Genomic DNA, 23,529 nt, shown 5'->3' with positions numbered 1-23,529 from the left:
CAGAATAAAAGGGAGAAAACGAGGAATTTCTTGATTTATTTTGTCAAGATTCTCGTAAAAAGAGCAAAAACTGGGATAGAGCGAAGAGGAATATGTACTGTTTTAGCTGTACAAAGCATGGTACTCTACAGAAGTACTGCACAAAACTATCCCATTGATTATCATTATCTTACAAACAAACATCATCCTTTTCCGAATAACTTTCAGAAGCCAGATCCGGTCATTATCGGTCACGGTCATTTTCGGTCATTTTCATTTTCGGGGGCGCAAATCTCCCCTATAAGTATTATATAAATATATATTTATATATACTATAGACCCAAATGACCGAATCATTTTTGAAAATGACCGAAAATGACCGTGACCGATAATGACCGCTTTCCAAACATCAAAAAACGATTCCAAAGGCGGCTTTTGCAATCAGATGCGAAAATCGAAAACACTTATATCTCTACACATCAGCTACTTACGCACTATTTTTCAACATTCTACGGGAAAAAGCTTGCTTTCTGCTTCGATTTTTTGTATCTTTGCACCGGCAATCGAAAGAACAGTCTTCTTGTGCCAAAAGTCGGTCATCAATGAAGACCGAGGCTGGTCTTAATAGATGGCAGGCGCCGGTCATCAATGAAGACCACAAAATGGGCAGGAAACGGCTTTCTGGGGAATTGTGATTCAAGGAACTCTTAAACGCAGACAGAGCATGATAAACAAAACTAAACTTCTTCGAGGGTGGCGATATTTTAACATAAAAATAACATGCACTTAACCCAACAAGCCAGGATTTTATTATACCTTTGCCCCCAGATTTGCAGCACTCGGCAATCTGAAAGTAAGTTTTCATTGTGCTCGTTGGCAGCATCTCTACAAACGACAAGATTTCAGTAACAAACAAAACAACTACAGCTTTATGGAAAAAGAAAAACTTTCAGCAATCCTGTCAAAGGGAAGAAACGGAACCAAGGGATGGTTTCTGTATCGTGCATGGCCTGGCACCAGAAGTGCCATCTACGTCTATCTGATGTCCATGCTTGCAGCCTTTCCGGTTGGCATTGCAGCAGCTTTGAGCTGCGAATTTATCGAATTCCTGACGAAGACAACCATCAATAGTTCTGCATGGATCCCGGCAATTTACATGCTGGCAGCAGAGCTATATATGATTCATAAATGCCGGAAGAAGTTCCATCTTCGTGTTCGCCTGGAAAAGATTCAGCAGATGCCTAAGACCATCATCTTCTTGCTGGTTTTTTGGGTGGGATTGTTCCAGTTCATTCCTATGACTACATTAGAGAACTTCATGAATCTGCCTGATTACATGGAGCAGGATTTTGCTGACTTGGCACATAATCCGATTGGAATCCTGATGCTCTGCATCATTGCTCCTATAGCCGAAGAATACCTCTTCCGCGGATTGATGATGCGAAAGATGCTGAAATGGAACATCAGTCCCTGGTATGCTATCATCGGCTCAAGCATCATGTTCGGGCTCATCCATCTCAACCCGGCACAGATTCCTGGCCCCATCATTCTGGGAATCGTCATGGCGTGGATGTGTTACCGAACCAGGAGTTTGATTCCGGGCATCATCATCCACATCACCAACAATACGCTCTGCCTGATTCCTGAAGAATGCTACAATACTTACATCGCCAGCACTCCGATGATAGAAGGAGGCCTCAGCCTGGTAAGTATCGCAATCATCATCCTGTCGATTTGGCTCTTCAATAAGAAAGCAGTTGCTGCATCGTAAGAAGACTTCATAAAAGGAAGTCTTCATAAGAAAGGCTTCCTTATCAAATTCCTCACCATAAGGGGAGAGTTATTCCTCCCCCTCTACCTTGCAGCTGTCGAATCCCATCTCCTTGGCTTTATCAGGACCGAAGGTGAAATAGATGGCTTCGCCCTCATCACAAACCTCGCCTTTGGAGTTCTCCAGAGTCAGGTGGATAGTGACGATGTTGCGGCGCTGACTGGCGATGTGACCACGCACCGTAATCTGCGAATCGGTGGTCATCACAGGCTTCTTGTACTTCACGTTGAGCTGCATCGTCACACCCGTGGTCTGCAGTTTGCGGTTGATGACCCAGCCTGCCACTTCATCCATCAGCATACTGATGATTCCGCCATGCAGGGTATTGATCCAGCCCTGGTAATTCTCGCCGGGATTCCAGATGGTAAGCACATCCTCACCCTCTTCCCAAAACTCAAGATGCAAACCTACAGGATTGTTGGGGGCACAGCAAACGCAGTTGTAACCCTCCTTATTCAAATATGGATTTAATATCTTCTTCATTTTTCTAACCGATTAAATTGATTAAACTGATTTCTAACTGATTAAACTTTTTAAAACAATGCAAAGGTACAAATAATATCTGATAAGGCAAAGTTTTTAAAAAATATTATTGTTTTTCCGTCTGACTACCTAAAAATAAGGAGTCAGACGGAACCCTAACTATTTAGAAGAAACAAAAATACCTAGAAATGGGGATAAGAAAGGAAGCCCTTTTATTTAGAAGAATTAAAAATACCAACTATTAAGTATTGCAGGATTTTGAAATATCCCGTACCTTTGCAGCATGAATTAGCAAGATGCTCGCGAGTAGCGAGTAAGTGAACAAGAAATGATACAAAACATGAAGATTATACAAAAACATAAAAGAAATGAAGAGAATTATTTTTATTATTTTAGGCTGCATCAATATTTGCCTTGCTTATGCACAGAGCTTTAACGGACAATATATTTCTGAATGGCAATGGGACATGAACAAGAATACGAATCTGATTAATCAGCTGAGATTGGAACTGAGTGTACCGATAGGAAAAGGAAAGGATTCGTTCGAGGCGGCTACGCTGCATGTGGCAAAGACCAATGATGGCATTATTGATGACTGGCAGGGATTTTCGAACATAGATGCGGACAATAACTTCGCCATGCTTGCCGTGCTGGGCTACATGCACGAGTGGAATTCGGGCCATCTGTTTGTGGGTGTGAGAAACGTGAACGAGGATTTCTTTACCTCTGATGTTACGGCACTCTTCCTGAACAGTTCTGAGGGAATCTTCCCTACGGTTGCATCCAGCTATCCGATAGCCAACTATCCGTATTCGGGGCTGACCCTTTACTTTGATGTAACCAAGGGAGGATGGACTTTCAGAAACAGTCTGTATAACGGCGTAGGATATAATGGCTGGAAAGCCCACGACAATCCCTTCCTGGTTCGCCCGAAGAAGGATGGAATCTTCAACATGTCGCAGTTGGAGTATGAACATAAAGGTGGAAAATATTTTGCGGGTGCTGCCGTCCATACCCGTCAATATCCGATCAACGAGGATGGCGAAATGGTTTCTGCCGATGAATCCAAGGGCAAAATAACCTGTGCCTGGTGGATTTACGGAGAGCAGAGCGTTTGGAAGGCTGGCGACAAGAACATTTCGTGCATGATGCAGTATTCCGAGAACACCAGTCATCAGAATGCCTGCTACCGATACGCAGAACTGGGCGGTGCCTATCAGGACGAGAAGAACGAGTGCGGTCTGTCAGGCCAGTACGCCCGCTTCCAGCAGGGTTCCGAATATTCACTGGAAGTAATGTGGAAAAGACAGCTGACGGAATCCATTTCCCTTCAGCCATCGTTCCAGTACATCAAAAACGACAATGGAGATTTCACGGCACTCAGTGCCCGACTCTATGTCAGTTTCTAAAGGAAGAGAAAATAGAAAAGAAGGAAAGGTATGGCATAAAGTCTATCCTTTGCGGTTTTTAGGTACGGATTACACGGGTTTTTTATGAGAGATGATAATCGCTTTACTTATATTAGCGCCATAAATCCGTGTAATCCGTGTAAATTTTTAAGTTTTTCACCAAAGGCTGCTGCAATGTGGGTTAAAGAAATTCTTAGCAGTTCAAGGACTGCAAAAGTAAGTTATCCTTTATGAGCAATTTACTTTTTCATAACAAAGTTTTACTAAAAACGTATTAAAACATTCTAATATTCTGCAAAACAATATCAAATTCTCATTTTTTGTAATATCTTTGCAGAAAATTAAAACATAATTATGATGATATTTACCAATACACTTATATCGAATCAAACTGGATGTAATGTCCCCCATTACATCCTCAACTGTAATCTTCGGAAATAATGGTTATCGCTGTATAGATAACATATTATTAACGAATTAAAAATTACATGGGCTTAATCATATTATATTTTTTAGGTGCTCTGTCACTTTCCTTTTTATGCTCCGTCCTTGAAGCGGTGCTACTTTCTACTCCGATGTCGTTTATCTCGATGAAGGAGAATCAAGGCAACAAGACAGCCTCGTTGATGAAACAGTATAAGAACAACGTAGATCGTCCTGTGGGAGCCATTCTTTCACTCAACACCATCGCCCACACCATCGGTTCTGCCGGCGTGGGTGCCGAGTCTATCAAGCTCTTCGGCGAAGAATACTTCGGTGTTATTTCTGCCATTCTCACCTTGCTGATTCTGGTGCTTTCAGAAATCATCCCGAAGACCATCGGTGCTTCCTATTGGCGTTCGCTGGCAATGCCATCTACCAAGATTATCCGTGTGCTCATCTTCATCACCTACCCCCTGGTGCTGCTCTCGGAACTCATCACTAAGGTATTTACCCCTAAGAGTCATCAGGCTTCCATGAGCCGCGAGGAGGTTTCGGCGATGGTAGATGTAGGAACCACAGAGGGCATCTTCCGTGAATCGGAAAGCAAGATCATCAAGAGCTGTATCCGCCTGGCTGGTGTAAAAGCCAAGGAGGTGATGACCCCATCCATCGTGGTAGAATCAGCCTGCATGCATCTTACCACCAAGGAGTTTTATGAACAGAAAGAGTGGAAATTCTCGCGCATTCCGGTGTATGATAATAATAAGGATTACATCGTGGGATACGTACTGAAGGATATGGTTCTCAAATCAGTATCCGATGATGACTTCCAGACCAGATTATCCGAGTTGATGCGCCCAATTCTTTCCTTCAGCGAAGATGAATCACTATACCAGATATGGGAAAAGATGCTCGAAAAGCGAGAGCACATCTCCATCATTGTGGATGAATACGGTTGCCTTCGCGGTGTGGTTTCTATGGAGGACGTGATAGAAACGATGACAGGCGTGGAAATCGTAGACGAAGACGATGTGGCTGTGGATATGCAGGCCTTGGCCAAGGAGAAATCGCGCATAATGATGCAGAAAAAGAAATAAAAATGGCTCAGGAGGAATTGTCTATCCATGGACAATCTCCCCTGAGCCATAAAACTAAAGAAATTACTTCTGAGACACCTTCACTCCCGTAATGCGGCTCTTGAAATCGCCTGCCTTCTGGAGTGGGAACACCAGCGTGCGCTGATAGTGCATCTTGGCAGAAGGATTATACACCACAGGCTGCCAGGCTGTAGCATCGCTCTTCTGGAAAGTAGCCAGGTCTTTCTGCTGCATGGCATAAAGAGTAATCGGACCAAGCTCCTCGCGCAACTTGCCATCTACATAAAGACAGGTCTTCCTGTTGTCGCCCGTAATCGCCAGAGTTACCTTCTTGCCCTTCTCTACCCTGTAGTTGAACTTGTTGAGATAACCCTCGTGGGCAAAACCAAGCTGACCGCTTTCAGGGTCGGAAAGATAGAAGGTAGCGTTATCAGATGAGAACAACACCGTGCCCTTCGGCTCATCGGCTCCCTCGATGGTGAACTCCACCCGATAGCCATAGCCCACTTCCTTCTCGCCCGTGGTCTGACCAGGGTTCAAAGTCTCTATTCTGAGCTGCTTGCCCTTCTGCCAGCGTGCCGCCTCGTTTACCGCAGGAGCCTCGCTGAGCGCAAGACGAAGACGATTGAAATCTTCAAAGGAGAATGATGTGGCTGCACCCGTCCAGCACTTTGCCGACAGCGTCTGCAGGGCAGGGAACAGTCGGTCGTGAATATCCTTCACCGTAATGCCGTTGCCCGCATGGTCGTTCCATACGGCAAACATTCCGCCGAGAATGGCTGAGTCGTTCTCATCAAATTTCTCGTTGCCAATCTGCGCCGGAGTCCACGAATCGTAGAGATACTGGCAATTCAGATAATCGTAATAATAGCCCGCTGCCGGAACGATGTAAACCAGTCCATCAGGAATGCTCACCAGTTTGTAGCCCTGGCGCTTCATCTCCTTCGGGTCAGCATAACCATTGTACCAGCAATGCATCATCACGTTCTCTGACTTCACCTTGGTGTTGCCCTTGGCGTGCGTAAGTGCGCCCCAAACGGCAGCCTGCTTGCCAAACGACTCTACATATTTAATATAATGGTCGGTGAAGTAGCGGAATTTCTCCACCACCTCCTTCTTGGCGTTGGAATACTCATCGGTTCCGATGTGCACTACCTTACCACGGAACACGGGGTTCTTGCCCTCCAGATACTCCTTGAAGAGCCCATCCACAAACTTGTAGGTCTCGGGATTGAAGAGGTCGAGATGATCCATGCCATATTCCCTGGAACCGATTTCCGGCTTGTAATGGGTGAAGGCGAGTGAATGGGCAGGCACATCTATCTCGGGGATGATGTTGACGCCATACTGCTCTGCCAGCTTCTGGAGTTCGATGAACTCAGCCTTGGAGTAGCTGCCATCCTTAGCCGTGAGTCCCGGATAAGTATCGCATTCCAGTCGGAAGGCTGCCGGGGTCTTCGCCCAGTCGTTACCGAAATACTGTCGGAATCCATTATCGTTGAGATGAATCTGCAGAGTGTTCATCTTGTAATAAGACATCATCTTGACCAGCGAGCGCAGATAAGACATCGGGATGAACTTTCTTCCGCAATCCATCATGAAGCCTCGCAGCCCGTAGGCAGGCTTATCCTGGGTTGAACCCTTAGGCAGCACGAAACCAGCCGAGCGCTGCTGCTCTGAAAGCTGCAGCACGGTGCGGGTACCCCATACCAGTCCTTCTACCGAAGAAGCCGTGATGGTGGTTACGTCGCCGATGGTGAGGCGATAGCCCTCCTTGCCGAGCAGTCTGGCTGATTTTCTATCAGACTGAAGCACCAGCACGATGTCGCCGGCAGAAGGTTTTCCCGTCTTAGGCGTGAGCGATTTTCCCACCAGGTCATGGTAATCGGCAGCAAAGAGTTTCGCCACATCCTGGGCGTTTTTTCCGCCCTTCACCACGTATTTGCCCGATGGGGTAAACATTCCCTCTGCCCCGCTCCATTGCTTGAGTTCAGGAATCACAAAAGGTTTTTCGTTGACCGTTGCCCAGCCACACGAAAGCACCAAAGTGCAGCAAGCCGTCAGCAAGAGACGCTTGCAGTCATTTAGGTTTTTCTTCATACTTTTCCGTTTTTATCGTAAAGATACATCTTTTAATCATAAAGATAGAAAATACGCTCCATCATGTGCCACTTCTCATCGCTCGTAGCACCCTTGCCGCACTTCTGGAACTTGCCTACCACTTCCTCCCACTCAGCCTGTCTAGGGAGGGTGGCGAGTTCTGCCATTTTCTTGTCCCAATCGAAATCTACGGGAGCATCCACAACCATCACCAGTCGGTTGCCGAAGATGTAAATCTCCATCTCTAGGATTCCCACCTGTCGGATTCCGTCACGAATCTCCTTCCATTGCACACCTTCTGAATGCAGGCGGCGATATTCACGGATAGCCTCCTCATCAGATTCCAGTTCCAACCACTGCACGTAGCGCTTGGTGGCTACCGGATACTTCTTCTGTTCATAACCTTTCATCATAATCATTAGGGGTTTAAAGATTAAATAATATGTTGTTTTGTTTATTTAGTGCAAAAATATAAAAAAAGATTGAGCAAAACAAGCTAAGATAGAAATATTTTAGTTACTTTTGCATTATCTTATCAAATAACAGAACAATTATGAAGAAACTACTCTTATCCATCGCCTTTCTGCTCCCTGGTATGGGAATGATGGCGCAAACTCAGGTGAAGACTGCCGGAGGTATTCTCGAAGGAAAAGACCTCTCAGGCATCACGGTCTTCAAAGGCGTTCCGTTCGCTGCCCCTCCTGTGGGAAACCTCCGCTGGAAGGCTCCGCAACCTGCACAGAAATGGCAGGGCGTTCGCGAAGCTAAGGAGTTCGGACCGAACCCGATGCAGGAACCTATCTTCGGCGACATGAACTTCGGTACGAAGGCAAACAGCGAAGATTGCCTATACCTTAATATATGGACTCCCGCAAAGACCATGAAGGAGCATCTGCCTGTGTTGATTTATTTCAACGGCGGAGGCTTGATGGCTGGCAGCGGAAGCGAACCTAGATATGCGGGCGATGCAATGGCGCGCAAGGGAATCATCTCCATCACAGCCAACTATCGTGAGGGAATCTTCGGCTTCTTTGCTCATCCTCAACTCTCCAAGGAAACATCCTATAAGGGTTCCGGCAACTATGGATTCATGGACCAGGTGGCTGCCATACAATGGGTGAAGGATAACATCGAGGCTTTCGGCGGCGACCCTAACCGCATCACCATCGTAGGCGAATCGGCTGGTTCCATGTCGGTTAGCGCCCTGATGGCTTCCCCTCTCTGCCAGGGACTCTTTGCCCAGGCAATGGGTTCCAGCGGTTCGGTAATGGGATTCAAGAAGATTGCTACCCAGAAGGAAGCCGAAGAACTGGGCGTGAAGCTTGCCCAGAAAATAGCCGAGAAGATGGGCAAGAATATGGGCAAGAAGGTGAAAAAGAACGTAGGATTGAAGAACCTCAACGAACTTCGTGCCCTGCCTGCCGAGGAACTGATGAAGCTGGCGGGCGTAAGAACGGTTCCTGTCTATAACATCGACGGATATTTTATGAAAGAACAGCCTGTAGATGTCTTCGCCAAGGGCGAGCAGACCAAGGTGCCTCTGCTCATTGGCGGCAACAACCAGGAGATGACTCCATGGGCGGTATTGATGGGCAAACAGCCTACCGTTGAAGATCTGAAGGCTGGCGCCAAGGCTACCTTCGGGTCAGAGAACATCGACGAACTCTTCCGTCTTTACGGAATCAACAGCGACAAGGATGTGTTGGAGCAGCCGGGTGTGAATCTGGCTTCGGATATCTTCCTGGATTATTCTACCTGGAAGTGGGGCAACATGCACAAGCTGACCGGCGGACAGCCAGTTTACCGCTATCGCTATTGTCATCCTCGCCCAGCAATGGCCATCAAGGGCAAGGTGGCAGCTTTGGCTGGCGGCGTGGTAGATGCTAAGGAAGATGCAGCTCCAGCTCCACAGGATAAGGGAGCCGTTCACTCTGCCGACATAGAATATGCGATGGGCACTTTGCCAACCAACCACGTGTTCAACTGGCAGCCGGAGGATTACATGATTAGCGACATCTTCAGCCAGTATTACGTCAACTTCGTGAAGACCGGAAATCCAAACGGTCTGGGTCTGCCGGAGTGGCCAACCACCAATGGCAAGGCCGTAGCTCCTGTGCTTCAGATAGATGTGAAGACAGAAGTGAAGGCTGATGCCCAGATGGAGAAGCGCTATAATTTCATCGACAAAATGTTCTGGGAGAAGAAATAAGTCTCATTATAAATTCAATCAGAAATAGAGATGTTTCAGAAATTCATCATCAATAGAGACGGAGTGCTGAAGTTCGGCCACGTCTATCTTCACCGTGACATGCTGGCCCCGGGCGAGCAATGCACCTACGGCGGAGGTTTATGGAAAATTGATGAAGGCAGGGGCGCCATCGTTCTCTATGGAAGAAGTTTCGACTTCGGTCCTCCCGATTTCGACTTTGTGAAACAGATAGACTGGACGGGCTTGGGGGGAACTCCCCGCCCGCTGCTCTATCTGCCCCATTGGCCTAACGAAGAAGAAGTAGTACCCATCATCATCAATTAAGAAAAGAGGAAGTTTTTCCAATCATCATCAATTAAGAAAATTGTATAATTTTCCATAAATTATAAGTAATAAGTTTGCAAGAAAGAGAATAAATGTGTACTTTTGCCGAAAGAATTCGCTTTAAAAAGAATTCACTAAAAAAAGTATTCACTTAAAAAGCAGTAGAGATATGAAAAAGAAATTACTTTTAACAGCAGCCGTTATCGCTGCATTGTCAGTAGCTTCTTGCAACAGCAAGAAAGCGGGACAGAATGGAAACGATGAAAATGCCAGCTATACAGAAGATTCTGCCTTGGTAGAAAAAGACGGAAGCGTAAAATTGCCAGCCGTGGAAGGCACTTACGAGGGAACTCTCCCTGCAGCCGACTGCCCAGGCATCAAGACGGTGTTGACGCTCAAGGCAGACAGCACCTATCAGTTTACTTCTGATTACATCGACCGCAAGGATGGTCACGATGAGTTCAGCGGCATTTACAAAATGCTTGCCAACGGCGTGGTAATGATTACCCGTCCATCTTCTGGCGAGAACTCTTTCTATAAGGTAAAGGATGAGCATAGCCTCATCATGACCGATTCACTCGGCAATGAGCCAGAAGGCGAGATAGCCAAGCACTATGTGTTGACTAAGAAGAAGTAAATTCCTTATTACACCCCCTCGCCCTTTTCATCTCATTCCCTCATATAAAGAGCGCGGCAATGCGTGGCATTAAGTGGCAACAGAAATACCGCTTATTGCCACGCATTATTCACTTATAATCATGGAGTAAAACTTATGGGTGATAGATGGGAAATATAATCATTAATTCAAGTTTCGCAAGTAACCTCCGGTCCCCGAAGGGGGCCAACTTTCAATAACCGCTGGTGGAATGACCAAAGGTCATGGAACCTGCGGACAACCAATAGTAGGGAGAAAGCGTCCCCAAAGGGGGCGAACCACATCCAGCCTTGCTCCTGTTCGCCCCCTTCGGGGACGATAAGAGAGTATCTGTAACTATCCGCAGGTTCCATTCCCTTCGGTCATTCCACCCGCGGTTATTCACATTCGCCCCCTTCGGGGACGGTAGAATGCTACTTGCGAAACTTCAGTCATTAATAGAAAATATCTATAATAAAATAGCCAATAACTTTTGTTTATCTATCATAAAAACCGTAACTTTGCACCAGATTTTTAAATAAAACAAAAATAATGATGGAAACAAGAAAAGAAATAGCAGCAGAAAAGAAGCGTTGTGGGTCTCATAATTGTACCCAGGCAGTGGTTTGTACCTATTATGATTATACTGGTATGGACGAAGAGACCCTTAGAAATGTGGGCAATGCCTTTGCGGCAGGAATGGGTAATATGGAAGGAACCTGCGGTGCCCTAGTAGGAGCAGGAATGGTATTGGGCCTTGCTACAAAGGATAAGGCTAAGTCTGTCAAGGCGATGCGACAGATCATGACCCAATTCCAGCAGCGCAATGGGGCTACCCAATGCAAGCTTCTCAAAGGGGTGGGCACTGGTAAGATACTCAGAGAATGCCCACTCTGCGTAGCCGATGCGGCAGAATTCCTGGAAGGCCAATTGGAAACACTAACCGATCAATAAAAGCAGATGGCAAAATACAAGGCGCAAAGCGAGCAAGACCGCTGCGTGGCATGTGGTGTTTGCGTAAAGGTATGTCCCAGAGAAGCCGTAAGCATCTTCCGGGGATGTTATGCTGTAGTAAATGAGGATTTGTGCATAGGCTGCAGCATCTGTGAAAAGAACTGTCCGGCAGGAGTCATGCACAAGATATTGAGATAACAGATTAAAAGCATTTTTATGGCAAGACAAAAAAGCAAGAAATGGAGTGATTATATGTGGCTGGTATCCGCTACCTATTTCACCCTTGGGTTCTTCAATATCGTGTTTGCGTGGCTGGGAGTCATCTGTTTTATGATTCCGCTGCTCATGGCTGTTTTCGGAGGCGGCAAGGGATATTGCAACAACTATTGTGGGCGAGGTCAGCTTTTCCTGCAAATAGGCAACACCCTGGGATGGTCGCGCAAGAAGGTGGCACCAAGATGGCTCTCATCAAAATGGTTTCGTCATGGATTCCTGCTGTTCTTCATGTTCTTCTTCATCCAGATGATTATCCTCACTGTGATGGTGGCAAAGGGTGCGGAGAATCTCCATCAGACCATTCACCTGCTCTGGACCTTTGATGTTCCCTGGCACTGGGCATATCCAGTAGAGATTGAACCCTGGAAGGCACAGTTTGCCTTCGGTCTCTATGGCATCATGCTCACCTCGCTGATAGTGGGTGTGCTACTCACCATCTTCTATCGTCCTAGAACCTGGTGTGTTTTCTGTCCGATGGGCAACATGACTCAACTCATCTGCAAGCTCAAGGCAAGATAAGCCCTGTACTTGGCTGATGATATAAATAGAATAACGATATGAATTTACAGCAACTGAAATACATTGTGGCACTCAACCGCTTTCGCAATTTTGCGAGAGCGGCAGAGGCTTGTCAGATTTCGCAGCCTACACTCAGTGCCATGCTTGTGAAACTGGAGGAAGAACTGGACACCCGTATCTTCGAACGAAGCAACAAGACTGTATCTCCCACAGCATCAGGCAAGAAGATTATCCGTCAGGCTGAAACGGCATTGCAGGAAATAGACCGCATCTCAGAAATCGTGATGGAAGAAAAGGGAGAGATAGGTGGAAAGTTGTCGCTCGCCGTGGGACCTACCATTGCACCTTATATCCTGCCCAAGTTCATCAAATACTATCGGGAAAACTATCCATCGGTAGATCTCAACATCCTTGAACTGAAGGCTGATTTCATGCTCGATTCCCTGCTTCGTGGCGAGACGGATGCCGGCATAGCCATCTCCGACAATAGCCGTAAAGGCATATTGGAGATTCCGCTCTACACAGAAAAGTTCTATGTGTATCTTGCCGAGAGCTGCTGGCGCAAGCTCCCAGTTTTCAAGCCTGAGAATCTGGAGTATGAGAATATGTGGATTATGAAGGAGGCACAATGTCTGCGCAACAGTGCCTTTTCATTCTGCAAGGCCCGCAGCAAGGGTCATCATATCTATGAAGCGGGCAGCATCGAGACCCTGATAAGGATAGTGGATGAGAATGGCGGCTTCACAATCATCCCAGAGATGCACCTGCCTTTTCTGAGTGAGGAGCAGCGCAGAAATGTGAGAAAGATAGAGGGAGATTACCTGTCGCAGAGGCGCATATCAATCTACATCAGAGAGGATTATATCCGTGAGCGTATGCTGAATACCCTTGCCGATACCCTCAAAATGTTTATTCCGGAAGAGATGATGGGAGAAGGTATCAGGAAATACGGCATCAAGTTGTAGGACTTGACTTCAAAAAGCCCTGATGCCTTTTGCACCAAGGCTTTAACTGCGCCACAAGGCGATAAGGAAATAAAGGGTTGCAATCCTTCTTTCCGAAGATTACAACCCTTTTTCTTTTATCCGTATATCCGTATCTAATGACTATCATCTATAGTTATCATCATAACGTGGCATTAATGAGAAAAAAAAACAAGAAATAGATTCCTAATCTCTCAAGCACCCTACCGGCACAACATATACGCCGTCCTGCGGACGCTGGTAGGCATATTTACCGACACCAGTCAGCACCATTTTGAAAGATGGAGCCTTCATCTTATCGGTATCGATTTTGCTTTCCAATGTCACCAGGTTTCCTGCGCCCTCCTCTATGAGTTTGTCGCCACCCAGCTTCACCTCAATCAATCCATACTTACCATTACGAAGATGAACCACAGCATCACACTCCAGACCTTTTCTATCACGAAAATGATAAACGGAGCCGCCTAATGCATCGGCATAGACTCTCAAATCACGCACACACAAGGTTTCAAAGAATAAGCCAAACGTACTCAAATCATTGATCAAATCATCCGGTCCCATTCCCAAAGCTGCCGTTGCTATCGAAGGGTCGGTAAAATATCTGGTATCAGAAGTACGTATCGCCGACTTGCTTCTCATATTCGGGTTCCAGGCTGTAGAATCCTCTATCACAAATATCTTCTTCAAAGCCTTGATGTAGGAATAGATGGTATTCTCACTAACCTCAGTACTTTCATTGTTGGCAATATCTGCCAAAATGGTACCTGCCGTAGCCTGACTTCCCTGATTTCTCGCATACGAACGCATAATCCTCCGTGCCAATTCACTATCACGGTTGACTCCATCTACACGGGATACATCGAATCTGGTTACTGCCTCAAAATACTCAATGGCCTGCTGTAAAGCTGCTTGTTTGCTTTTCTTATCCAAGGCTTTCGGCCAGCCACCCCGACAAGTCAAATATGCCAGATGCTCCAAGTCGATTGGGTTGATTCCTTCTACGAAGTAATCCGTCCTGTCGGCTGCAAACAATTTGGCAAGGCTCACCTCTCCTGTAGAATCTCCTGATTCCCACAAACTCATTGTTCGGAGTTTGAGCCAGGCAAAACGCCCCGTTCCCGTATGAAAGATTTCATCATAACTAGGTGGCACAGCAGACCCGGTTAGTATGAACTGCCCATCATCATCACGCTTATCCACTTCATTTCTCACGGCATCCCAGAACTTTGGTGCTATTTGCCATTCATCTATCAATCGTGGTGTTTCACCCCGAAGCAACAGTTTGATATTGGTATTGGCCATAGCTATGTTCTGCTCCATGGTATCCGGATCAGACATAGACAGAATACTTTTAGCCTGTTGGCTGGCTAGAGTAGTCTTACCGCAATACTTAGGACCTTCTATCAAAACAGCCCCCATCGCATCCAGTTTTTCTGCCAATAATTTATCTGCAATTCTTGCTTTATATTCTTTCATAAAATCTTATTTTTAATTTCTGATGCAAAAATAATATATTTTATTGAATATCAAGCAAATAAAATAGTTAAACCTTGTTATTTTCCTATTCTATTGTGGCAGTTGGCGCATTTTCGTTGTGACAGTTGGCGCATTTTTATTGTGGCAGTTGGCGCATTTTTGTTGTGGCAGTTGGCGCATTTTCATTGTGGCAGTTGGCGGAATTTCGTTGTGGCAGTTGGCGAGATTGTCAGTTTTACTCATAATCACAGAATCAAATATGACTATGATTATTTAAAAACGATAATGCAAAATTTCAGAAAAACGACGAGAGCGAAGGGTATTTTTCGGGAAATCAGGTGTACTTTTCGAGAATTCAAGGGCTACATTCGATATGATAGGTATTACAAAGCTATTACATTTCAGTCTTTCACGTTAAATTCAATTAAGTTTTACCTCATAACTTTCGCTATTTCAGATATTTTTCCTAATTTTGCGTCCACGTTTCCAACGGATGAAATGAATATTAAGATTAGATTATAAAATTAGGTATTATATAAAATAGACAAGGAAAAAGAAAAATGGAACATGTTTTTACTGAATCGATGTTTTTGGTGGGCTTCGTGATATTCATCGCCGCCATACTCGTATTAGACATGCTGGTCATCGACCGAAAGGCGCATGTGGTTTCCATCAAGGAAGCTGGCTCCTGGACGGCAGTATGGATTATTCTCGCTCTCGCCTTCGCCGTATTCATCTACTTCCATGGCGACATGGTGCACGGCATAGAGAACTTCGACGACCTGAAGCTGATAGCCTCGCGCTATGCTTCTCATCTCAAACTGGATCCGAACGATTATGAAGGGAGTCTGCAGCAATATCGCCACTACATGACCATCTCTTACATCTCGGGTTACCTGATAGAGAAAACGCTCTCGGTGGATAATCTCTTCGTGATGATGATGATCTTCAGTTCGTTCGGAGTGGATAAGAAAGATTACCAGCACGTATTGAACTGGGGTATTCTGGGAGCCATCGTGCTTCGCTTCGTCTTCATCTTTGCAGGTGCCGCCCTCATCAGCCGATTCGCCTGGATATTGCTCATATTCGGAGGATTCCTGGTTTACAGCGGCGCCAAGATGTTCTTGAACAGGAACAAGAAGGAAGAGATCAACGCCCTCGACCATCCGGTGGTGAAGTTCATGCAGCGACGCCTGCACCTGGGACCTCTGGTAATGACGGTGGTGTTCATCGAGTTCTGCGATCTGATTTTCGCTTTCGACAGTATCCCTGCCGTATTCTCGGTTTCGCTCGACCCATTCGTGGTGTTCTTCTCCAACATCTTCGCCATCCTGGGCTTGCGTGCCCTCTTCTTCCTGCTGGCAGCGATAGCCGACAAGTTCCGCTACTTGAAGGTGGGTGTGAGCGTGCTGCTGGTGTTCATCGGTGTGAAGATGCTCATCCACGATTTCTTCGAGATTGATGCAGTAAGTTCGCTGGTATTCATCATCCTCGTACTGCTCGTCAGCATCGGAGCTTCGGTGGTGATTCCGCAGAAAAAGGAAGCTTTGGAAAATGTGAAATAAGTAAAAGGAAACTTAAGGAAACACGAAACGCAAACAATACGCCCTGAAAGGGCAGAAGCTCCTAGCCCAGGGTAACACCCTGGGTATAAGCAACCATAAACAATACGCCCTGTAAGGGCAAAAGCTTTTAAGTACCTGGAAAGTACAAAGTTTTTGCCTTTACAGGGCGAACTGTTTATATTCCTAATACCTCCTCAACAGTCTATACTTTATGGTATAAATCCAGTTGAAATAATCCTTCCATTCATTCGGCTCCTTGTCATCATCCCGAACAATCCGGATGCCATAAAACCTGGTGCCGGTTTCCTTATACTCCTTGAACCTCGCCAACATCTGCTGCGGCGGATTCGGAATCAGGAAATCCGTAATCCAAAGCACATCGGCATTCACATAATGCAGACCATCGTTATCCAGCAAATCAAACATCTGGTTCATCATCTTCTTTGCCGAAGTTCCACCGCCTATAAAAGGCAGATGGGTTGTAGTAGGCTGGCGCCGAGTTCCGGGAATTTCAGAAGATTCATGAGCTTCCACAACCGTGATTCCAATCCTCTTCAACCGCTCCGCCTTCCGCTTCGCCATCAAATCGATGGCACGGGTGCTTACGGAGAAATCTATCAGAAAACAATCCCGCTCCAAATCCTCTGCCGTTTCTTCCAACAGGGAAATCAGCGTAGAAGAAATTCTTTCAGGCGTTCCATACATACTCGCCGAAGTGTCCAGACAGACTATCATCGGACCCTTTCGGGAAGCATGGGTAAAGCCGAGTTTGCGGGATGGCTTCGACATTTCGCTCTTATAACGGAAAGTCTGGAGCCTGCGTGTTCGATACTTATAGATAAAAAGCCCCTCCATATCCTCATCGCTGTATTGCGCCAACTCCAGCGGAAGAAGTGAGTTGAGATCATCGCCCACGGTAATGCCCTCGATGTCGCTTCCTGCGGAATGCTCCATCTTCATCTCCACCCCCGAAGCGATGGTGAGCCTATCTTTGCCGTTGGCATCTGCCACACGACCCATCTTCGCCACAATCTCCTTGATTTCCGGATATTTATCCTGAATCTTCACCTGGTTCAAGCGGCGTTCAAACTCCGTTTCCGTCCATCCGTTCGTCATCAGTTCCCAGGCCTGTACGGCTCGCTGCTCCGAAACGCCCTTCGTCTTCATGTTGCGGGTTATCTGGTCCATCATGCGAACCAATCCCGTTTCGAAGTTATTCTGACGGAGAGAAATAAAATCCTTCAGCTTGCTGAGCACCTGATGGTCGATGCACACCTTCCAGTCTCTTACCAGACGCTCCCAGTTTTCGGGTTTCGAAGCTCCATCGCCAGCCATCAGTTTCAGGAAGAAAGACTTATCGAATCCATCCTCCCGGTGTTCCTGCTCCAACTGGTCGATGAGCGGAAGCCACACCTGCTCATCCATTCTCTTAAAGGGAGTCCAGTCGAGCACATCATCAGCCCGATGACTTTCGGTCCAGGCACGCTGGCGCTGGAATCGCATGTGATGAACACATTCCACGATGAACTTTCCCACACAATCATAGAATACCTTGCTCTTGATCTTACTATTCACCACCTGACGCATGAATTTCTGCACCTCTTCACCAGTTTCCGGAATCGTCACTTTCAGGGTAAAGAGATGAATGAGATAATCCTTCAGCGGGTCTTCCTTCAAATCCCAAGGCATGGCTGCGCCTGTCGGATCAGGAATCTTCACCTGCCCCGACTTGCAGAAGTCGTCCAGCATCTTCAAGTAATACTGTGCTTCCGCCAAGTCCTTGTTATTCTGGTATTTCATCTTATTCGATATTTTTTACCAAATTGGTAAAAAGCTTCTTATATATTATAGGAAGACTAAGCCTTCTCTTTCTCCATCAGATATTCTGCGAAGATTCTTGCGGCACTCTCCACTTTGGCAGCGCAAGGACGAGACTTGTAGTATTCTGCCGTTCTTGCCGAAGCCACATAGCTGGATTGCGCCTTCTCATGGCCCTTCAAGCCCAGAATCTCGGCACAGATGATACTGCCATTCTGCTCCTTCGATTTGGCTAACAAATCCTGCACCACCTTGTAGCAGGCCGACTTTCCCTCGCGGTCATCCCCCTCGGTCTGTCCGCAATCCAAGCCCACGAGCACCACAATGCCCGAAACGGCTCCACACATCATTCTCATTCTGCCAACTCCACCACCGAAGCCGGCACCAATGCGCTTTGCCATCTCATCATCAAGACCATACAAATCGGCAAAGGCAGCCACCACCGACTGGCAGCAGCCATAGCCCTGCATAAAATTCTCCACCGCTTGGTGAACACGTGTCTCCAATTCAGAAGTCAATATTTTCTGTTCGTTCATAATGTTTTGAGTCTTCTATATAATAATGTATAAGTAATAGGAGGCGATTAAACCTCATAAAGTTTCATCGTATCCTGTCGGGTAAACGCCAACTCCTTATAGAAATCACGGAGATAGGCCGAAATTTCAGCCTTATCATCCGAAAACACAAAGAGATTCTCGCCCAACTGCCTTTCCAGCGAAGTCAAGCCATCCGAAAGGGTTTCGATTTCCCCCTCGTAATCTCTGCCATCATCAGGATTTCTGCGAACCCGATGATACTTGATATCCTCGGCAAGCGCATTCTTCATCTCCACGAGTTTTTCTGCGAAAGGAGAAAAGAGTGCCCGGATTACGATGCTTCGGATAGCATCCCGCTCTTCCGGTTCCTGCCACAGACAATGGTAGATAGGAAGCAGGTCGCAGATATCCACCTTTTCCCTATCCTGCATGAAGGCAGAAGTGCGAAGCAGGCGAACGATATTTTTCCATCGGCGGTCGCTCACATAGATATTTCTGCGCTCGGCAGCCTCATCCACATTCACGGCTCTCAGAGATTTACGGATGGCGGAAATTGCATCAAGCACCTCCTCCTTCACGCCAATCTTACAGATTTTCTCCGCCCATTCAGCATACTCCTCTCCAGTAATCTTCAAATCAGAAGAATCTGCGTTATCTGCGAAATCTGCGTGACCTAAAACCCCTGTGGAACCAGAGAAATCTGCGTGACCCAAAGCCCTTGTAGAACGAGAGAAATCTGCGTGAGATTCCAGCAGCATTGCCCGGAAATTCTTCTCCAGCTTAATCGGTCGGCTCTCTATTCTAATCACGAATCGGTCCCAAAGCGCCTCCAGTCCCTCTCCCTTAGCCGGCAACTCATTACTAGCCGCCACGAGAAGTTTCAGCGGGAGATGCATTTCGCGATTGCCATTTCTGAAGATTTTCTCATTAATCACCGTGAGGAGCGTGTTCTGGATAGCAGGACCCGCCTTCCAGATTTCATCCAGGAAAACCACATCGGCAGTAGGCAGATAACCCTCCACCGCACGCTCGTAAGTATCCGAAGTCTTCAGTTTCTGAATGCTCACCGGACCGAAGATTTCATCGGGCGTAGAGAATCGCGACATCAGATACTCAAAGCTCTGAGCATCCCTGAACGCCGTCTTCAACTGTCTGGCCACCATACTCTTCGCCACACCCGGAGGGCCTAAAAGAATAACGCTCTCGCCTGCCAGAGCGGCAAGAAGCGAGAGCGAAATTTCAGTATTTTTTTCATAAATGCCCCGGTTCATCTCCTGGAGCAAAAGTTTGAATCTTTCCAGCATGTAATTACTTTACGTTGCCCACCTTAATCAAATACTCAGCAATCTGAACTGCGTTCAGGGCAGCACCCTTACGAATCTGGTCGCCGGTCAACCACAATGTGTTACCATTGTCATCAGCCAAATCCTTGCGGATACGACCTACATATACATCGTCCTTACCGGCGCTCTCCAATGGCATTGGATAAACGTAGTTCTGGGCATCATCCTTTACAGTTACGCCAGGAGCAGCCTCCAAAGCCTTGCGGATGTCCTCTACTGCCAATGGCTTCTCTGTCTCGAACCATACACTCTCTGAGTGAGAACGGAGTGAAGAAACGCGAACGCAGGTAGCACTGGTGCGAACATCAGAGTGCATAATCTTGCGGGTCTCGTTAAACATCTTCATCTCCTCCTTGGTGTAATCGTTAGGAGTCATCTTGTCAATCTGTGGGATGACATTATATGCCAACTGATGAGGGAACTTATTGATATGCTCAGTCTTACCAGTCTCGATGATATCCTTATACTGCTGCTCAAGTTCAGCCATGGCAGCAGCACCAGCACCCGAAGCACTCTGATAAGAAGAGATATGGATCTTCTTGATATGGCTTAAGTCATCGATAGGCTTCAACACTACTACCATCATGATGGTGGTACAGTTAGGGTTGGCGATGATGTTGCGAGGGCGGTTCAAGGCATCCTCAGCATTTACCTCAGGCACAACCAGAGGCACGTCGTCGCACATACGGAATGCGCTAGAGTTATCAATCATCACGGCACCATACTTGGTGATAGTCTCGGCAAACTCCTCTGAAGTGCCGCCACCAGCAGATGTGAAAGCAATATCGACATCTTTAAAGTCATCGTTATGCTGCAAAAGTTTGACCTCATAGTCCTTTCCCTTGAAGTTGTATTTTCGTCCGGCAGAACGCTCAGAACCAAACAACACCAAATCATCCATAGGGAAATTTCTCTCGGCAAGGATACGCAAAAATTCCTGTCCTACTGCGCCACTTGCACCAACAATTGCTACTTTCATAATCGAATCTTTTAATTTATAAAGTTGTTATAAGTGAATCTACGGATGAGCCAGATGCACATTCCCTGCCCGATGATTCCTCACCTTTCTGACGGCCGGAAACTGCTTATCTTCTCAAATCCGCTGCAAAGTTAAGACTTTTTCTACAATATCAAGCATAAAATTCCAAAAATTATTGCTTTTTGCTGCATTTTTATCATTTTCGCTTACTTTTCTGTAAGAATCTGCATAAAAACGGAGAAAAATAGTTGCAATTACGTTTAGTCGTTCAAAAGAAAAATAACCAAGAAAAATCCAAGGAACTTATAATTTTTTATAAAAAGAACAACATATTACACCTTTTCTTGCGTAATCTAGGATTTTTTGCTACCTTTGCAGGAAAAGTACAATATAAGTATGAAGCACAGTATAGGTATCATCACACTGGTCTTCCAGATGACAAACGCAAAGTAAATGAAAGACTTTGATTTTAAATAATTGTATAAGAGAGCATTAAAAATGGAACAAAAAGAAAAGAAACAGAAATCTCAAGCTGCAGAGAATCAGGTATCCTGCCCACCGCAGCAGCCAGCTAGTCCACATCCTTTCATTTCTGTCATACCACTGGCAGTACTTATCGCCCTCATCGTCCTGGTTGTCAAACTCTTCCCAGACGATGCCCTGGCTGGTGCCTCCCAGGTGGCCCTTATGATAGCCACAGCCGTATGTGTGGCACTCGGCATGGGCATCTATATGATGAAATGGAATATCTTTGAAGAGATGATCAAAAAGACGGTGGGCGATGCCGGAGTATCTATCCTGATCCTGCTGCTCATCGGAATGATGTCAGCTACCTGGATGATCAGTGGCGTAGTACCTACATTAATATATTATGGCGTACAGATTATGTCACCAACCTTTTTCCTTCCCTGCGCATGCATCATCTCCAGTATCATTTCTGTGATGACGGGAACCTCATGGACCACCATTGCCACCATTGGCATTGCCCTGATGGGAATCGGAGATGCCCTGGGAATACCAGCCCCTTACACGGCTGGAGCTATTATCTCCGGTGCCTATTTTGGTGATAAACTCTCGCCAATGAGCGATACCACTGTCCTGGCTTCGAGTATAGCAGGAGCGGATCTCTTCTCACATATCCGCTATATGCTCTACACCACCATACCAAGCATCCTGCTCTCACTGGTACTCTATCTTATCATCGGTCTCTGCTATGATTCCAAGCCAGTGGATATCAGCCAGTATCTTACCGGTCTGAGCCATGGATTCAATATCTCTCTGTTTACCATGCTCGTTCCGGCTTTTACCGGATGGCTCATCTACCGAAAGACGCCATCCCTCATCACCCTTCTGCTTTCTGCCCTCTCTGCATGCATCTGTGCCCTCATTCTCCAGCCGGAAGTACTTGTGGGGATAGCAGGCGAAGACTGTATTTCTGCCAAAAGCCTCTTTCAAGGAATCATGACCACCTGCTATACCCATACCCAGGTAGATTGCGGTATGGCGGACATCAATGATCTTGTTGCCACCCGAGGCATGGCTGGCATGCTCAATACCATCTGGCTCATCCTCTGTGCCATGTGCTTCGGATCATGCATGGTAGCCAGCGGCATGCTCCACGCCATCACCCACATGCTCCTGAAAAGCATCCACAGTACCATCTCGCTTGTCTGCAGTACCGTGACATCAGGCGTCTTGCTCAATCTCGTAATGGGTGACCAGTTCCTGAGTATCATCATGAATGCATCTATCTACAAGGATGAATATGCCGAACGAGGTTACCGACCTGAACTCTTGAGCCGAAGTACAGAGGATAGTGCTACCGTGACGAGCGTGCTGGTTCCATGGACTGCCTGCGGTATGACGCAGAGTACAGTTCTTGGCATCCCGACTCTGGTCTATCTCCCCTTCTGCTTCTTCAACATCATCAGTCCTTTGATGAGTTGTCTGGTTGCCATTCTGGGCTTCGTACCCAACCCACAACCCAAGGAAAACAAAGCATCTGTAGCAGAAGAGTCTGATATCCATTAAATATATAGGAGATTCATATATATAGGAGACTCATAAAAATGAAAAAAGATTCAAAAGGAAACCAAGCAAAATATGTAGAACTCAATTTGTTTCCTGAGGAGATAGAGGTTCATCAGAAAGACTCTATCTCCTCAGATAGTAAAGAAGACCATACTCCTTCAGACAAAGAGTATGATTTGACAGATTTGTTTGAAAGACTTTCCCAATCAGCTTTCCGCAGCCGTTTCCATCTCTCGAAGAAGGATAAGGAATATATTGCAGAAAAGGGGTTGGCTACCATCCGTAAGCATGCGGAGGATTTCGTTGCCAAACGCCTTGCTCCTGCAGTGATTCCCAATGACGGCAAGCAGACACCGATGAGAGGTCATCCCGTATTCATTGCCCAGCATGCTACTGGCTGCTGCTGCCGTGGTTGTTTCTTCAAATGGCATCATATACCTGCCGGAAGACAGTTGACAGAAGAAGAACAGCAATATGCAGTGGCGGTACTTATGACTTGGATAGAAAAACAAGTTTGAAAAGGTATTTCTTTTTCCTATAAAGGCTAGAATTTTCATGTC

21 protein-coding genes are annotated in these 23,529 nt (G+C 46.4%); 13 read left to right on the top strand and 8 right to left on the bottom strand.

Annotated features, from left to right (window positions below; all coding sequences use genetic code 11):
- Positions 1-910 precede the first annotated feature (910 nt).
- Positions 911-1,750 carry a CPBP family intramembrane glutamic endopeptidase gene (locus KUA49_RS05305; RefSeq protein ID WP_218412321.1) on the top strand — a complete coding sequence of 280 codons (840 nt, stop codon included), beginning with the start codon at positions 911-913 and terminating at the stop codon, positions 1,748-1,750.
- A gap of 69 nt (positions 1,751-1,819) precedes the next feature.
- Here the strand turns inward: KUA49_RS05305 and KUA49_RS05300 are convergent, their stop codons facing one another.
- Positions 1,820-2,293 carry a PaaI family thioesterase gene (locus KUA49_RS05300; RefSeq protein ID WP_022121659.1) on the bottom strand — a complete coding sequence of 158 codons (474 nt, stop codon included), beginning with the start codon at positions 2,291-2,293 and terminating at the stop codon, positions 1,820-1,822.
- A gap of 368 nt (positions 2,294-2,661) precedes the next feature.
- On the opposite strand from KUA49_RS05300, the gene KUA49_RS05295 reads away from it, so the two are divergent.
- Both KUA49_RS05295 and KUA49_RS05290 read left to right on the top strand, forming a co-directional pair.
- Positions 2,662-3,702, top strand: a complete 1,041-nt coding sequence (locus KUA49_RS05295) for a carbohydrate porin (protein ID WP_218412320.1) — start codon at positions 2,662-2,664, stop codon at positions 3,700-3,702.
- 488 nt (positions 3,703-4,190) lie between these two features.
- Positions 4,191-5,222 carry a CNNM domain-containing protein gene (locus KUA49_RS05290; protein WP_218412319.1) on the top strand — a complete coding sequence of 344 codons (1,032 nt, stop codon included), beginning with the start codon at positions 4,191-4,193 and terminating at the stop codon, positions 5,220-5,222.
- Positions 5,223-5,285: 63 nt separating this feature from the next.
- Here the strand turns inward: KUA49_RS05290 and KUA49_RS05285 are convergent, their stop codons facing one another.
- A complete protein-coding gene (locus KUA49_RS05285; RefSeq protein WP_218412318.1) occupies positions 5,286-7,322 on the bottom strand; it encodes a family 20 glycosylhydrolase in 2,037 nt (678 codons plus the stop codon).
- Between the two features lie 32 nt (positions 7,323-7,354).
- Positions 7,355-7,732, bottom strand: a complete 378-nt coding sequence (locus KUA49_RS05280; protein WP_089544357.1) for an L-rhamnose mutarotase — start codon at positions 7,730-7,732, stop codon at positions 7,355-7,357.
- A gap of 143 nt (positions 7,733-7,875) precedes the next feature.
- Here KUA49_RS05280 and KUA49_RS05275 point away from each other — a divergent pair, with 143 nt between their 5' ends.
- From KUA49_RS05275 to KUA49_RS05245, 7 genes are all read left to right on the top strand, one after another.
- On the top strand, positions 7,876-9,531 hold the full coding sequence (locus KUA49_RS05275) for a carboxylesterase/lipase family protein (RefSeq protein WP_218412317.1): 1,656 nt from the start codon (positions 7,876-7,878) through the stop codon (positions 9,529-9,531).
- 30 nt (positions 9,532-9,561) lie between these two features.
- Complete coding sequence (locus tag KUA49_RS05270) at positions 9,562-9,855, top strand: hypothetical protein (protein ID WP_218412316.1); 294 nt, start codon at positions 9,562-9,564, stop codon at positions 9,853-9,855.
- Between the two features lie 169 nt (positions 9,856-10,024).
- On the top strand, positions 10,025-10,492 hold the full coding sequence (locus KUA49_RS05265) for a copper resistance protein NlpE (protein WP_218412315.1): 468 nt from the start codon (positions 10,025-10,027) through the stop codon (positions 10,490-10,492).
- A 549-nt stretch (positions 10,493-11,041) separates the two neighbouring features.
- Positions 11,042-11,443, top strand: coding sequence for a C-GCAxxG-C-C family protein (locus KUA49_RS05260; RefSeq protein WP_256624802.1), 402 nt, complete (start codon positions 11,042-11,044; stop codon positions 11,441-11,443).
- Between the two features lie 6 nt (positions 11,444-11,449).
- The gene (locus KUA49_RS05255) at positions 11,450-11,641 is read left to right on the top strand and encodes a 4Fe-4S binding protein (protein ID WP_218412354.1); all 192 of its coding nucleotides are present in this window, start codon (positions 11,450-11,452) and stop codon (positions 11,639-11,641) included.
- 18 nt (positions 11,642-11,659) lie between these two features.
- Positions 11,660-12,238, top strand: a complete 579-nt coding sequence (locus KUA49_RS05250) for a 4Fe-4S binding protein (RefSeq protein WP_218412314.1) — start codon at positions 11,660-11,662, stop codon at positions 12,236-12,238.
- Between the two features lie 38 nt (positions 12,239-12,276).
- On the top strand, positions 12,277-13,203 hold the full coding sequence (locus KUA49_RS05245; protein ID WP_218412313.1) for a LysR substrate-binding domain-containing protein: 927 nt from the start codon (positions 12,277-12,279) through the stop codon (positions 13,201-13,203).
- A 204-nt stretch (positions 13,204-13,407) separates the two neighbouring features.
- On the opposite strand, the gene KUA49_RS05240 is transcribed toward KUA49_RS05245, so the two are convergent.
- Entirely contained in the window at positions 13,408-14,697 is a 1,290-nt protein-coding gene (locus tag KUA49_RS05240) for an ATP-binding protein (protein WP_218412312.1), read from the bottom strand.
- 560 nt (positions 14,698-15,257) lie between these two features.
- On the opposite strand from KUA49_RS05240, the gene KUA49_RS05235 reads away from it, so the two are divergent.
- Entirely contained in the window at positions 15,258-16,262 is a 1,005-nt protein-coding gene (locus tag KUA49_RS05235) for a TerC family protein (protein ID WP_203050378.1), read from the top strand.
- 183 nt (positions 16,263-16,445) lie between these two features.
- On the opposite strand, the gene KUA49_RS05230 is transcribed toward KUA49_RS05235, so the two are convergent.
- The 4 genes from KUA49_RS05230 to KUA49_RS05215 all read right to left on the bottom strand — a co-directional run bounded on the left by KUA49_RS05230 (position 16,446) and on the right by KUA49_RS05215 (position 20,938).
- Positions 16,446-18,062: a vWA domain-containing protein gene (locus tag KUA49_RS05230; protein WP_218412311.1), complete on the bottom strand. Its 1,617-nt coding sequence runs from the start codon at positions 18,060-18,062 to the stop codon at positions 16,446-16,448.
- A gap of 56 nt (positions 18,063-18,118) precedes the next feature.
- A complete protein-coding gene (locus tag KUA49_RS05225) occupies positions 18,119-18,586 on the bottom strand; it encodes a C-GCAxxG-C-C family protein (protein ID WP_217764574.1) in 468 nt (155 codons plus the stop codon).
- A 77-nt stretch (positions 18,587-18,663) separates the two neighbouring features.
- A complete protein-coding gene (locus KUA49_RS05220) occupies positions 18,664-19,920 on the bottom strand; it encodes an AAA family ATPase (protein WP_218412310.1) in 1,257 nt (418 codons plus the stop codon).
- Positions 19,921-19,924: 4 nt separating this feature from the next.
- Complete coding sequence (locus tag KUA49_RS05215) at positions 19,925-20,938, bottom strand: aspartate-semialdehyde dehydrogenase (protein WP_089544301.1); 1,014 nt, start codon at positions 20,936-20,938, stop codon at positions 19,925-19,927.
- A 498-nt stretch (positions 20,939-21,436) separates the two neighbouring features.
- Here KUA49_RS05215 and KUA49_RS05210 point away from each other — a divergent pair, with 498 nt between their 5' ends.
- The gene (locus KUA49_RS05210; RefSeq protein ID WP_218412309.1) at positions 21,437-22,969 is read left to right on the top strand and encodes a Na+/H+ antiporter NhaC family protein; all 1,533 of its coding nucleotides are present in this window, start codon (positions 21,437-21,439) and stop codon (positions 22,967-22,969) included.
- A gap of 38 nt (positions 22,970-23,007) precedes the next feature.
- On the top strand, positions 23,008-23,487 hold the full coding sequence (locus KUA49_RS05205) for a DUF4186 domain-containing protein (protein ID WP_218412308.1): 480 nt from the start codon (positions 23,008-23,010) through the stop codon (positions 23,485-23,487).
- Positions 23,488-23,529 lie beyond the last annotated feature (42 nt).

Source organism: Segatella copri (genome assembly GCF_019249655.2).
Taxonomy (GTDB): Bacteria; Bacteroidota; Bacteroidia; order Bacteroidales; family Bacteroidaceae; genus Prevotella.
Note: the sequence above shows the minus strand (reverse complement) of the source record. Positions and strands in the feature narration are given on the sequence as shown.